Origin of the sequence: Paenibacillus glycanilyticus NBRC 16618 (assembly GCF_004000805.1) — a bacterium.
Taxonomy (GTDB): Bacteria; Bacillota; Bacilli; order Paenibacillales; family Paenibacillaceae; genus Pristimantibacillus; species Pristimantibacillus glycanilyticus.
In genome coordinates this window covers 1-13,199 of the sequence record NZ_BILY01000074.1, presented here as the reverse complement: position 1 = coordinate 13,199, position 13,199 = coordinate 1, and the positions used below count along the sequence as shown (strand labels likewise).

The 13,199-nt window shown below is 55.1% G+C and carries 10 protein-coding genes; all 10 read right to left on the bottom strand.

All coding sequences use genetic code 11. From position 1 onward, the window contains the following. Positions 1–280: 280 nt before the first annotated feature. The 10 genes from PGL01S_RS30200 to PGL01S_RS30155 all read right to left on the bottom strand — a co-directional run bounded on the left by PGL01S_RS30200 (position 281) and on the right by PGL01S_RS30155 (position 12,586). On the bottom strand, positions 281–961 hold the full coding sequence (locus PGL01S_RS30200; protein WP_127499386.1) for an acyltransferase: 681 nt from the start codon (positions 959–961) through the stop codon (positions 281–283). After that, positions 936–2,300 (bottom strand): hypothetical protein, encoded by a 1,365-nt coding sequence (locus PGL01S_RS30195; protein ID WP_127499383.1) that lies wholly within the window; start codon positions 2,298–2,300, stop codon positions 936–938. Before PGL01S_RS30195 ends, PGL01S_RS30200 begins: the two co-directional genes overlap by 26 nt. Beyond that, positions 2,290–3,429 carry a glycosyltransferase family 1 protein gene (locus PGL01S_RS30190; RefSeq protein WP_127499381.1) on the bottom strand — a complete coding sequence of 380 codons (1,140 nt, stop codon included), beginning with the start codon at positions 3,427–3,429 and terminating at the stop codon, positions 2,290–2,292. Before PGL01S_RS30190 ends, PGL01S_RS30195 begins: the two co-directional genes overlap by 11 nt. Beyond that, positions 3,426–4,667, bottom strand: coding sequence for a polysaccharide pyruvyl transferase family protein (locus PGL01S_RS30185; RefSeq protein WP_127499379.1), 1,242 nt, complete (start codon positions 4,665–4,667; stop codon positions 3,426–3,428). The genes PGL01S_RS30190 and PGL01S_RS30185 overlap by 4 nt, the downstream gene beginning before the upstream one ends. Beyond that, positions 4,664–6,058, bottom strand: a complete 1,395-nt coding sequence (locus PGL01S_RS30180; protein WP_127499377.1) for a flippase — start codon at positions 6,056–6,058, stop codon at positions 4,664–4,666. The genes PGL01S_RS30185 and PGL01S_RS30180 overlap by 4 nt, the downstream gene beginning before the upstream one ends. Positions 6,059–6,098: 40 nt before the next feature. Next, positions 6,099–7,928, bottom strand: a complete 1,830-nt coding sequence (locus PGL01S_RS30175; RefSeq protein WP_127499375.1) for a polysaccharide biosynthesis protein — start codon at positions 7,926–7,928, stop codon at positions 6,099–6,101. Positions 7,929–8,062: 134 nt separating this feature from the next. Then, positions 8,063–8,749, bottom strand: a complete 687-nt coding sequence (locus PGL01S_RS30170; RefSeq protein ID WP_127499373.1) for a CpsD/CapB family tyrosine-protein kinase — start codon at positions 8,747–8,749, stop codon at positions 8,063–8,065. Next, positions 8,736–9,500: a YveK family protein gene (locus tag PGL01S_RS30165; protein ID WP_127499371.1), complete on the bottom strand. Its 765-nt coding sequence runs from the start codon at positions 9,498–9,500 to the stop codon at positions 8,736–8,738. The genes PGL01S_RS30170 and PGL01S_RS30165 overlap by 14 nt, the downstream gene beginning before the upstream one ends. Positions 9,501–10,394: 894 nt before the next feature. Then, positions 10,395–11,831, bottom strand: a complete 1,437-nt coding sequence (locus PGL01S_RS30160; protein WP_127499369.1) for an MFS transporter — start codon at positions 11,829–11,831, stop codon at positions 10,395–10,397. A 209-nt stretch (positions 11,832–12,040) separates the two neighbouring features. After that, positions 12,041–12,586, bottom strand: a complete 546-nt coding sequence (locus PGL01S_RS30155) for a TetR/AcrR family transcriptional regulator (RefSeq protein ID WP_127499367.1) — start codon at positions 12,584–12,586, stop codon at positions 12,041–12,043. Between the last annotated feature and the right edge of the window lie 613 nt (positions 12,587–13,199).

Below are 13,199 nucleotides of genomic sequence, written 5' to 3'. Positions count from 1 at the left end.
ATGGCGGTTATTCCCGCCTCGGCGCGTCCAACATTACCCTAAGGTCCCTCAGGGACCTTAATGACCCTAACCAGCTGCTACTTTCGCAGCTTAAGGTCCCTTAAGGACCTTAAATACCCTCTGACTGCCGCTTTCCGCCGACTTTTGCGCCTTCTCCCACACCTTAAGGTCCCTCAGGGACCTTAACGACCCTAACCAGCTGCTTCCTTCGCAGCTTAAGATCCCTTAAGGACCTTAAATACCCGGTGGCTGCCGCCTCTCCGCCGCATTTAAGCCGCTGCTACGCGCCTTCCGGCGCGGAAGGCGTTCCCACGCCGATGCTCTTCACGGCGCGTGCCGGAACGCCGGCAGCGAGCGTGCCGGCCGCAACCGGCTTGTTCACTACGGCGCCGGCGGCTACAACCGCGCGGGCGCCGATCTCGACGCCGGCCAGGATACGCACGCCGCAGCCGATCCACACGTCGCGGCCGATCCGGATAGCCGAGCCCATGACCGGGTTGTCGCGGATCGGAAGCGACGGATCGTTCCAGGTATGCTGGAACGAGACAACCGAAGACTGGTGCGCGATCGACACTTCGTCCTCGATGATCAGCCCTCCGTATGCATCGATATAGCATTGCTTATGGATGCTTACATTCGAGCCGATAACGAGCCGCTCCGGATAACGGAGCTCGACCGATCGGCCGATCAACACATTGTCGCCGCAGCGCTTCGCCATTCTTCTCAGCAGGACGTACCTCATGGCGACGCCCGGCAAATCCGGCAGCCAGTCGCTCAGAACCCACATCCACTGCAGCAGCGGCCTTGGCACCGGCTTCAGCGCAGCTTCCGCTATTCGCAGCAAACCGCGGAACCGGCCGAACTGATCGCGGCCTCTTTTTTTCGTCTTATGGGCCGCACTCCGTTCCAATCGATCTCCCGTCCATTCACCTGCCCTACGTCGTTGTTCTTGTTCCGCCATGTCCTTGCGCCTCCTTTCCGCCGGCGAGTCTTTCATGCCAAGCAGGTGCTGCCGCACCCCCAGCCGGCACGCGAGCAGCCTCTTGCTGCTTCAACTCGCGGTCTTGCTCAGCCTTTAAAGACTGAATTTTCCGATGTTTCAGAATAAAGATTTTGCGGCACCACATAATGGCGTAGGCTGCAATCGTATAAAGAATCGGCAGTACCGGCAGCTTCTTGCGCACCATGTTGTCCCCGATCGTCCCGACGCCATAGTCCAGTTCCCGTCCCGTAATCGTGACATAACCGACCAGCACCAGCGTGCAGGCGTAGGTGAAGATCAGCGCGGCTGCCATCAGATAAAACTTTCTCGTCTCCTTGTAGACGATCGCCTGATAGACCGAGATCATCAGGATAATGCCCATAAACACCGCTTCCAGCGTGCGAAGCAGCAGCTCCGGCTCCCAGTTGCTGAAGTTGATCGGATTCGGACTAAGGAACAGGAAGATCGACAGCATCGTCGCGTTGATGATGCCAAGCGGCCCAATCTGCAGGAACAAAAGTCCAGCCGCCCCAGCCATGACGCACAGAGAGGTGCGGACCTTCTGGGTGTACAGGAAGTAAAAGCTGAGCGTATAGATAATCGCGTAATCCCTCAGCCCCGTCGCGTACACGATGACAAGGATGAACAGAAGCCATCTCTTGCGAACAAGCAGCTGCGCTCCGAGCAGTCCCAGCCATACGCAGGTAATGTCTTTTGCGAACAAGGAGGACATGTACATCAGCGACGGACTAAGCATTAATCCAATCACCGAGACGATGACAAAAGACTGCTTAGAGTTCTCCGGATCCGGAAGCTCGTACCCGAAGCGGCCTGCGTTCAGCTTGTACGTGCTGTTGACGATCAGAATGAGCAGCACCGTGTTGAACAAAATAATCGCCAGCGGATCGTCCAGCTCCAGCCATTTGAAGAACGGCATATACAGCAGGCCAAATACCGGGTAAGCGGAAATGTTCATCCAGCTGGTCTGAATCTGCTCCATGGCATACGGCATAAATTGCGACAGCTTCTCGAAGGTTGTCACCTGCTCGTAGTAGTGGATCTCGTCCGGCCCGGCCAGCGGATTGACGGTTGCCGCATAGATGGCTTTACCCGCCAGCGTAACCGTAAAGCTCGCCATCAGCAGCACCGGCGCATTCGGCCAGCGCATGAGCACGAAGAACGGCAGCAGCAGTCCGCTATAGAGAATAAGCGAAAGCCTTTCATCCGCGGCAAAAGCCCACTTCGCCGTCAGAATCAGCAGGACGGAATATCCGACCAGCATGATTTTCCGCGTATCGACTAAACGGTCAGCCTGCATACAGACGCTCCAGCTTTTCCGCGCTTACGCGGATATCGTAGCCGCGCTCGCCCAGCGCTGCCGCTCTTTCCTGCCATTCCCCGCCGCCTCGGGCTCTTCGCTCGCCGATGCTGGCCATCGCTTCCGCCCAGCGCTCCGGAGAGTCATTCAGCGCAAGACGCTCGATTAAGCCGATTCGCAGATCCGCTTCCCGCGGTACCGTCTCGGAAATCAGGCACGGCACGCCAGCAGCCTGCGCTTCAATGAGCACGATACCAAGTCCCTCATAGAGCGACGGCAAGACAAAGGCGTCCAGCGAGCCAAGCAGCTCCGGCACATCCTTGCGGAGGCCAAGGAAATTGACCTTGCCTTCAATCCCAAGCTCACGCGCCTTCTCTTCCATCTCCGGCCGCAGCGGCCCGTCGCCGCAGAGCAGAAGACGGGACTTCGGACGCTGCTTGACCAGGCTTGCGAAGCTGTCCAGCAGCAGCGCGTGATTCTTCTGCTTGCTGAACCGGCCGATATGGCCAATAAGCAGCTCATCCTCTGCGGCGCCGAAGCGGCGGCGCAGCTCCTCGCGGTTCTCCCGTACAAGCGACTCGTAAGGAGCGAGCGTAATGGCATTCGGGAACACGTCTACGCGTCCGTCCTTCCAGCAGCCGTCTCCGAAGAGAGACTCGCATGCCGCCCGCGAGCAGCCCAGCATATTGGTCGAGTGACGGCTGATCAAGCTGCGCATATACGAACGGTACAGATTGCGAACCAGCGACGTCGACTTGCTGTCGCTCGTGTTATGACTGTGACTGATCCGCACCGGCACGCCCAGCTTGTCCGCCAGCTTAAGCACGTACCCGCTGAAGCCGAATACATGACTGTGTACCGCGGCGTAAGGACCGTATTTGTTCATGTTAGCCGTCAGCTGCTTGCGGAAGGAGCGGATTCCGTCCTTTGGCGGCGGCTGAACGAAGATCGTTCCTCCCAGCGCCCGGATTTCGTCGTCGTAGAAAGACGGCTCCGGCGATTGCACGGCAAAATGAAATTCGTATTTGTCCCGGTCAATGTTCCGGTATACATTCATCAGCAGCGTCTCGATGCCGCCGGGATGCATGCGTCCAACGACATGCAGCACTTTGATTTTGGTATGGCTCATGGCAGTATTCTCCCGATATGTTCATAGAGCTGCAGCTTCTTGGCGTCAATGGCCGGTCCCGAGTCCGCCATCCGGCCGTCTACCGCAGCGGCAAGCTGCTGCCTGCTCTCGCGGAAGTCGATCAGCTGGCTCTTCATGCCGAGATCGGCGAAAATATTCTCAAGCTTCCGGTCCCAGATCAGACCGTATGTCGGCTTGCCCATCGCAAGCGATGGAATGCAGGCATGAAGCCGCTGCGCAATAACGGTATCGCAGGCGGCAATCGTGCCCACCAGCTGTTCGACCGTTGTCGGATAAGGAGTGAACTCGACACCCTTCAGACCCGCCAGCCGCGGCTTCACGAACTCCTCGACAAACGCGTTATCCGATGCCGCGCCGTTGGTGAAGAAGCTTACGTTGTGGCCGGCTCCAATCGCGACCTTCGCCGCCTGCAGCCACCAATCCGCGCAAGCCTCGCGCTCCCAGCGGAGCTCGCAGTGACGGTTCATCTCATGCGGGTCCATCACGCCAAGGCCAATTTTTCGTCTCCCCGACTTCTCCTGTCCCGCCGCTGCCTCCGTCAGGCCAAAAGCCTCCGGCGTGAACAACGCCGGGTCGGCTAACGTAACCGTCTTGACCGCAAGCTTCGGATCAAGGTCAAGCAGGAAACGCCGCGAATCTTCGTCCCGCACCGCGATCGACGTGGCATACCGGCAAGCTCCGAGCAGCCAGCGCCTCGCCTGCGTGCTCCAAGGCCCGCGAGCGCCAACAAGCAAAATATGAAGCGGCTTGCCTTGGCGCTTGGCCTCATCCGCCACGCGGCGGACAGCCAGCGGGAACGTCCAGTACGTATCGATGAGCAAATGCCCGCCCCCGATAAATACCGCTTCGGATTCCTCCACTGCCTGCTGCAGCTCGCGGTTCAGCTTCTCGTTCTTGCCGCGGTGAATCCAATAAGCCTTCAGGCGGCGGAGCGCATCCGGCGTCATCTTCTTGCCCGAGCCTGCGCTGTTCAGCTTCACGGCGGGTGCCGAAGCATATTGCGCGGCCGCCGATGCCGGCGGGCCCGCTAATGCATAATGCAGACCGCCCCGCGCCGAGTAGATCGGCATCGATTGATCGCAGCGGCCGTCAAGCAGGTCGAAGTGAATAACCTGATGTTTGCCCCGCATGGAGATAATCCGGTTTAACGTATAAGCGATGAGGCCATCGCCCAAATTCGGCGATTTCGGAACCCCCGCCAGCAATACTTTCTTCACGAGTAATTCCCCCTCTTTCTTGCGAATGACAAGCTTGGCGCCCAAGCCAGCGTCTGCACGCCCGGTTTGCGTCTAACGAGCAGCACGGCTGCCGAGTTCCAGACGATAATCGACAGCGTAGAGGCAAGAGCTCCGCCAAGCATACCCATTGTTGGGATCAGCAGCGCGTTAAGCGCCGCATTCACGAACGCGGCTGCGATCAGCACTTTGGTGAGCGCGTTCTGGCGTCCGGTCATCGTAGCGACGGTGCCGTTCTGCCCGCAATAAGCGCTGAACAGCTGGCCGAAGGCCAGGATCAGCAGCGACGGATAAGCCTTCGTGAACTCCGGACCAAACAGTCCAAGCGTCCAATGGCCAAGCACGACGAAGTAGGCAAAAACAACCGCCGCGAAAGCAAATCCAATCCGTCCCGTCCGGATGCATACCCGCTGGAGTCCGGCCATGTCGCCTTTTGCATACTTTTCGGATACAAGCGGCGATGCCGTCATATTGACGGCAGTCAGCATAAACGACACCAGGACGGCCAGCCGGACCGCTGCCGAGAAGAGGCCCGACTCGGTCTCTCCCCGCATAAAGCCCATCATTAACACGTTTAATTGTCCGAGAATCAAATACATGCCGGCATTAATCATTAACGACGATGATAATCGCAGCCAGCCTCGCGTCTCATAATTAGGCTTGACCGCAGCCGTCTGCGAGCCAATCCGCTTCTTCAGCACAATCGCGCCAATCACGTAGGTGACAGCCGTTGCAACCGCGAAGCAGAGCAGCGCCATCGCGGCGCCAAGCTTCACTCCGGCAGCGCCAAGCGCCGCGACAAAACCAATCGTCAGTACCGGGCGGATAATCTTCTCCGGCATTTGCGCGAATAACGCATCCTTCATCGCCTGCAGCGCGCTTTGGCGCAAGGTGGCAAGAGTAAGAAGCGGAATCGCGGCAAAGCCGGCGATATAAGCAATCGTCTTGGCGTGAGCTTCGCTTCCGCCTTGTCCACCCCTGCCCCAGTCCATCAGGACCACAACGGCAATACCGATAAGCGCGGCTAGCACGGATAGCGTAAAGCCGATCTGATTGCTTCGGCGAAGCAGCCCTTTGATCAATGGCCAGTCGCCTTTCACCCGATAGGCGGAGACGAGCTTAACCGTTGCGGTATCAAAGCCAAGCTTCGCCGGGAAAACCATAAACGTTACGACCGTAGTTACAAAAGCGTATATCCCGTAATCCTGTACGCCGAGCAGCCGGGCCAGCGCAATCTGCAGCAGCATCGCCAGTCCCATCCCAACGGAGTTAATCAGGAAGCTGGCGCCTCCTCCCCGGCTGAGCCGCGAAGTAATAAGCGTTCGAATGGAGCTTGCGCTTGAGGCGCTGCCCTCCTTACCGCCGAGTTTCATGCTGCACACTCCTCAAAAAGATAAACATTCGTTAACCGCGTTAACCGGCAGCCGTTGCGCCGCCATTGCGGTAGGTTGGAACCAGATGCTGCAGAACCGCGCGGATATCGTCCGGATGCTGGCCAAGCACCTTTTCCATCTTGCGAATCTCGAAATCAAGCTCTTTGCGGTTGAGCTGCACCGGTCTGCCGATAAAGATCCGGTTATGCTTCGTGGAAGACAGGCCTTCTTCGTTCGTCAACAGCTCTTCATACAGCTTCTCGCCTTCGCGCATGCCGGAGAACGTAATGTCGATGTCGACATGCGGCTCGTAACCCGACAAGCGAATCAGATCGACGGCCAGATCGTAAATTTTGACCGGCTTGCCCATATCGAGAATAAATACCTCGCCGCCCTTGGCGAAGGAGCCTGCTTGAATAACGAGCTGAACGGCTTCCGGAATCGTCATGAAATAACGCACCATCTCCGGATGGGTAACCGTTACCGGACCGCCCTTGACAATCTGCTCCTTGAAGCGCGGAATAACGCTGCCGCGGCTGCCAAGCACGTTGCCGAACCGTACGGCTACGAACTTCGTATTGCTGTGCATGTCGAGAGATTGGATAAACATCTCGGCGATCCGCTTGGTTGTGCCCATTACGCTAGTCGGGTTAACGGCTTTATCCGTCGAGATCAGCACGAAGCGTTCCGCTCCGTACGCGTCCGCGCATTCAGCGACGTTTTTCGTACCGAATACGTTGTTCTTGATAGCTTCCGCCGGGTTGCGTTCCATCAGCGGCACATGCTTATGCGCGGCGGCATGGAAAACAACCTGAGGCTTAAATTTGGCGAACACGCTGTCGATCCGCGTGCGGTCCTGTACGTCGGCGATAACCGTCTCGATAGCCAGTTGCGGGAATGAGCTGCGCATTTCCATTTCAATCGTGTAGATACTGTTCTCGCCGTGGCCAAGAAGCAGCAGCTTGCTTGGTTTGAATGGCGCGATCTGGCGGCAAAGCTCGGAGCCGATCGAACCGCCTGCTCCCGTTACGAGAACCACTTTATCCTGTACGTATCCGGCGATGTGCTCGAGATCGGTACGAATCGGGTCGCGGCCAAGCAGGTCCTCTACGCTGACATCGCGCATGCGGCCTGCCGCGCCGCGGTTATCAATCATATCCTGAAGATCGGGAACGATCTTCAGCTTCGCTTTTGTTGTTTTGCAAAGGTTAACCAGCTCGGAGATTTGAGTCTTCGATACCGAAGGCATCGCGATAATAATCTCGTCGATATGATGCGATTCCACCACGCAAGCAATCTCCTTGCGGTTGCCCAGAACCTGCAGCCCCAGGATATCCATGCGGTGCTTGTACGGGTCGTCATCGATAAAACCTACCGGCGTTACGCTGACGCCGTCGTTCTGCATCATTTCCTTCGCGATCATGGTCCCGCAGCTTCCCGCTCCGATAATAAGAGCGCGACGGCCGCCGGCCGGTTTGCTCACGCTGTATTTATCGCAAAAGATACGCCATGCAAGACGAGGAGCGGTAAGCAGCAGGAAAGTGCCTGCCGCGTGATGCAGCATAAGCAGCGGATGAGCTTCTCCCTGCATCACCCACCAGGCAGCAAACGGAACAACAGCCGAGATCAAGGAAACCTGCAGCAAGCAAAGCATGTCCGAAATGCCGGTATACTGCCAGATCCGGCGGTGAAGACGGAGCCGGTGAAGCCGCCAGAAGCCAACGACTGCCGCTAACGCTGCATAAGACAACCATGCAGCAGCCCCGCCTTGAGGCGCCGAAGGTTCAAGCGCGTACGCGATGGCGAAGCTGGCAAGCACGGCTGCCAGATCCCCCGCCACAATAACTTTTGTCCGATAATGAGCCCGCATTATTAATTCCTCCTAAAATGAATTACTTTACCAAAGGTAACAAAGCTACGTTTGTGGTAATTCATACTTCGTAAGCATCAGCTTTTCCCTTTGCGTTTATCTATATATGGTTCTGCTTTAGAGTCTGGTTCGTCTCACGTCCGATCGACATATTCGTAATAAGGTCCCGCTTCGCGATGGGCGGTCTGGTTAAGCGCGATGCCAACGATTCTGGCCTGTACGAATTGCAGGGCATTTTTCGCTTTGATGGCATGCTGCTTTTTGCCGGTACGCGCATTGACGACCAGCAGGACGCCGTCGCATTTGTTGGCGACAACCTGCGCATCCGCTACGGCTAGTACCGGTGGAGTGTCGATCAGCACCATATCGTACTGCTCGCGAAGCTTCCCTAGCAGCTCTTCCATTCGGGAAGATCCCAGAAGCTCCGACGGATTGGGCGGTACCGGCCCGGAAGGCAGGACATCCAGCCCCTTAATGCGGGTTTCCTTGATGACCTCCTTGAGGTCCGCCTGCCCGGATAACACATGCGACAGTCCCGTCCGGTTGCTGAGTCCGAAGTTGTAATGGGCCGTTGGCTTCCGAAGATCGGCATCCACCAGAATGGTGCGCCGCTCCATCTGCGCGTAAGTGACTGCCAGATTCATAATGGTCGTCGACTTGCCCTCTTCAGGACCCGCCGAGGTAACCATCAGAAGCTGCAGCGGGCGGTCCGTCTCGGCGTATTGCAGGTTCGTACGCAAGGTACGGTAGGCCTCCGAGATCGGGGAGGTTGGGTTGGCTTCGGCCACGACCGGGCGTAGCTTAAGATCACTGCGAGACATTGCGATTATCCCCCTCCATTCCTATCGTGGTTTTGCCAATGGCTAATGCCTTCGGCTTCAGATCGCCTTGCTTAATATTCGGTATGGCTGCCAGCGTAGGAAGGCCAAGATACCGTTCCACGTCGCTTTCTGTCCGTAACGTATCGTCAAAGTAATTAAGAGCCAGTACCAGAGTGATCGACAGCAGGAATGCGGCGATAAATCCGATGGCAATGTTGAGCTTGGTCTCCGGCTTCACCTTCACCGGCTGGTCGTTCGAGTCAGCGGTATGAAGGATATACACGTTGTCGACCTTCATAATGAGCGGAATCTGCTGCTGGAACACATAAGAGACGGTATTAACGACTTGCGCCGCTCTTTTGTAATCCGTGTCCAGATAAGAGATGGTGACCACCTGCGTGCCATTCACCGAACTGAACCGGATATTATGCATCAGCTGCTCCGTTGTCAGCCCAAGCTCAGGATGCTTCTTTACCACCAGGTCCATAATGGCCGGGGTCTTGATAATTTCCTTGTACGTATTGATTAAGCTTAAATTCGTGTTGATCATATTCAGATCGAGCTTGAACGATCCCGCCTGACCCGCTGTCGAATTGACGATCAGCTTCGTATAGGCTTCATAGACGGGCTTCATCACCCAGGCGCTGTAGGCTCCCGCCGCAGACGCACCAAGTACGGTCACGAGAATGACCAGCCAAAGCTTTTTCCGAATGAGCCACACTATTTCCTTTAAATCCAGTTGGCTGCTCAAAACGACAATAACCTCCATCCCTTTCCATCAACATTCGACTTTGATTATGTCATAAGGGTTATGGGAACATAGAGGGAAGAAGGTAATATTTTCAATTAGGAGGCAGTTATCATTTTTTGCCTATGTATTACATGCTGATTTTCCTAACGTTTCATATTTCTAATCAAGAATTAATCGTTCAGAGATAAAAATTTCCAGTAATTTTCATGTTTATTACATGCAAAAACGATGTTTATATAGGTATTCCATACACAACCTAAGGCATAGAATCAGGACGTCCGGGAAAATGGCGCTGCGCCGCATAGTATCAGGCTTTCGCGGGGATGGAAGGAAAGGGTAATTGCTACAGACAGTCGCATTCAAAACCATAGGCAAGGGACTTTCGCCATACAGCTGTCCAATAATCGGGATATTGCCCGGGAGGGTAAAAAGGATAAGAGGATTCTCATATTCCCTAACCCTCCCGATTTCCTGCCCGTTGGCCTAGGTTTGAAGTTAATTCAGAGTCCATTGGCCCCTGAAATGGCAGGTTTGTGCTTTTTTTTAGTTGTCGGAAGAAGGGCTATCCCGTATGAAACAGCTAACCGGCCTTTAATTCCGACCGTTTTCATAGAAAATAACCTCTTTTCCGCTTCATTCAAGCCTTTGTCTATAAACCAATTGTAAAATAAGCTAGTCCAGCGGTAGGACGATGCACAATGGACTCGGCTGCCGAAGAGTCCCGAACCACGGTCCCGTAGTCCATCAGGACCCATCTTCGCGACAAATTGTAACCGTTTCCAACAGGGGCAGCAAATCATGCGTTGGCTTTTTTGACATACAAAAACAAGCCCAGCCGGATCGTCGAGCGACCGGACTGGACTTGTTTCTTCTATATAATAGATGAAGGGATTGTTAATTGCTTGTTTCGACTCGCGGTGTTGGAACTGTAGTTTCGCTTGCGGCAGTCGTCGCAGGCTTGCCCCGGCGAACCAGGAACGTAACCGACAGGAAGCCGATCGCAAGCATGGCCGCAAGAACAAACAACGCCGGAACAAGATGATCGCCAAACGCCTCCGGCGATGTGATGGCACCGCCGCTTTCGAAGATCAGACCGCTGATCGCTACGCCAAACACGCCCCCCAGCTCGCGGGATGCATTGCTCAAACCGCTGGCTTCGCCGGCCGCATGCTCGGGAACGGACGTCAGAATACCGTGGGACAGCGGCGTAAAGCTGAAGCCCATGCCCGCGCCAGCCGCCATCATCGCCGGAACGATATAGCCGAACGGGAAGATCGCGCCCTTGCCGATAATCATTAGGGCAAAATAGATCATAGCGGCCGTCTGGAGGAACAGCCCAAAGAGAAGAATCTTTTTCGAGCCGTATTTGCCAACGAGCAGCCCGGCGAGCGGTGCGCAGATCATCGTGCAGACGGTCCAGACCATTTCTCTAACGCCCGCTCCTAGAGCCGAATAGCCTTGGGCTTGCTGCAGGAACAACGTCAGCAGGAAGATCGCGCCAAAGATTCCGGCATTCATCCAAAAGCCCGCAGATAGATAAGCGCTGTAAGTCCGGCTTTTGAAATAGTCGAATTGAACAAACGGCTGCTTCCGGCTGCGCTCCCAGAAGTAGAAACCGAGCAGCAGGACCACGCCGCCTGCAATAGCCCCCCATACGCTAAAGGCATCCCAGCCTTCCGAGTTGCCACGCATTAAACCAAACACGATGCCGAACAAGGATAATCCAAGAAGCACGATCCCCGGAAGGTCCAGAGGCTTGCGTTCACCCTTCGATTCCGTCAGCCATAACGCACCGAGGATAACCGCAATAATGCCAACCGGTACGTTAATCCAGAAGACCATTTCCCAAGGCGCGCCATTAATAATAATTCCGCCGACCAACGGTCCAATCGATAGTCCTAATCCGGAAATGCCGGACCATAGGCCGATAGCCGCGGCGCGTTTTTCAGGAGGGAAGGCCGCATTCACAAGCGTTAAGCTGAGCGGAATGATCGCTGCGCTGCCTATCCCCTGCAGCGCCCTCGACAGCGACAACTCGATGGAGCTGGTACTGAGGGCTGAAGCAAGCGAGCCAAGCGTGAATAACACGATGCCGAGCAGGAATATTTTTTTGCGGCCGAAACGGTCGCCAATCGCGCTAAACGGAATAAGCAGCACCGCAAAAGCTAACGTATACGCATTGAGGAACCATTGCAGATCGGACATGCTGGCGTGAAATTCCTCCTGGATGGATGGCAGCGCCACTCCGATAACCAGATTGTCGAGCATAGCCATAAACAAGGCGATACAGGTAACAACAAGCAGCCGACCACGGGAAGCGGTGGAAACCATGTTTAAATCTCTCCTTTTTTTGGTTTTTTATTTATTGATTAATAAATACAAGCGTAAAAAAATATAGATTTAGATGGGATGGCGAATCAGATGCATGCTTTGTCCTCCTCTTATTTTATTTATTAATCAATAAATGAATGGCCTTTAAAAAAATCCGCTGTGAAGCAAACGGATTTTATCAGGCAGCCGGAGCGGCTGGGGTTGGGAGGTTAGTCGGTATGGTCCAGTTGTCCCAAATCGCCAAGTATGGGAAGCTCGAGAATCTCGGACATTGTAATGACCATCCCGCAGGCAATAAAGGTAGAGGCTTGCTGGCTTGGATTCGGAATTCCTGCCCGCTCGAACCGTTCTTTAATCAGTTGGTGCACCTCGGCGAATCTCTGTTTCACGATCGCGCGGACGTTCGGCTCCGGTGTCGTATAAGACTGCATGCAGAGCAGCGTCTCATCCCGGTGGGTGGCCATCAGCTCGTTGAAAGCTTCCCCCATATGGTGGTGGAGCATTTCCGCCGGGGATTCTACCTGGGAGAAGGCATGGATCAAACGCTTCTGCGCTCTCTCGAGGACAGCGAGGTATAGGATTTCCTTCGTTTTGAAAAAGTGAAACACGTAGGGCTGGGTGACCCCAACCTCTGCAGCAACCATAGCGGTTGTTGTTTTGTAATACCCGTTATTCGCAAATAGCGAGGCAGCTGCATCTAATATCTGCTCTTTCCGATTCGTTACAGCGTTGAAGTCTTTTTCTCTTGGCGTCATAGGCAACCTCGTTTATTTATTTATCAATAAATTACTGTATACGATTGGAAATGTCAATAGGCTCCATCCAGGAAAATTTCTTTGACAAGGAAAAAGCCGACGGATGTCGGCTTTTTTGGTGGGTGAACGGTAAACAGGCCTCGGCGTCGGGCGCTATAGCAGGGAATTTGCCTGCTATTTGGCTAGAGTTGCCCGCGTTCGGGGCGCCGGCTTGTTGCAGCAGGCTTTTTGCCTGCTGTTGGGCTAGTTTGCTCAGCGCGCGGGCGTACGGGCTGCTGTAGCAGGCTTTTTGCCTGCTATGGGTCTAGAGTTGCCCGCGTTCGGGGCTTCCGGCTTGTTGCAGCAGGCTTTTTGCCTGCTATTGAGTTAGAGCTACCGCGTTCAGGCTTCTGCCCCACAATCGAGTGTCCGATCCACCGTAGCACGGTTTTTTCCTCTTATTCAGCCACTTCACTCTCGTGTTCGCGCGCTTTCCCTGCTGCAAGATGCTTTTTCCGTCTTATTGAGCTGCTTCTGCCCCACAATCAAGCGTCTGCTCCACCGTAGCACGGTTTTTTCCTCTTATTCAGCCACTTCAATCTCGTGTTCGCGCGCTCTCCCTCCTGCAAGACGC

Excerpts from the sequence above, each read along its gene's own strand:
- PGL01S_RS30200 (WP_127499386.1), bottom strand. The coding sequence starts at position 961 with ATGGCGGAACAAGAACAACGACGTAGGGCAGGTGAATGGACGGGAGAT.
- PGL01S_RS30195 (WP_127499383.1), bottom strand. The coding sequence starts at position 2,300 with ATGCAGGCTGACCGTTTAGTCGATACGCGGAAAATCATGCTGGTCGGA.
- PGL01S_RS30190 (WP_127499381.1), bottom strand. The coding sequence starts at position 3,429 with ATGAGCCATACCAAAATCAAAGTGCTGCATGTCGTTGGACGCATGCAT.
- PGL01S_RS30180 (WP_127499377.1), bottom strand. The coding sequence starts at position 6,058 with ATGAAACTCGGCGGTAAGGAGGGCAGCGCCTCAAGCGCAAGCTCCATT.
- PGL01S_RS30175 (WP_127499375.1), bottom strand. The coding sequence starts at position 7,928 with ATGCGGGCTCATTATCGGACAAAAGTTATTGTGGCGGGGGATCTGGCA.
- PGL01S_RS30170 (WP_127499373.1), bottom strand. The coding sequence starts at position 8,749 with ATGTCTCGCAGTGATCTTAAGCTACGCCCGGTCGTGGCCGAAGCCAAC.
- PGL01S_RS30160 (WP_127499369.1), bottom strand. The coding sequence starts at position 11,831 with ATGGTTTCCACCGCTTCCCGTGGTCGGCTGCTTGTTGTTACCTGTATC.
- PGL01S_RS30155 (WP_127499367.1), bottom strand. The coding sequence starts at position 12,586 with ATGACGCCAAGAGAAAAAGACTTCAACGCTGTAACGAATCGGAAAGAG.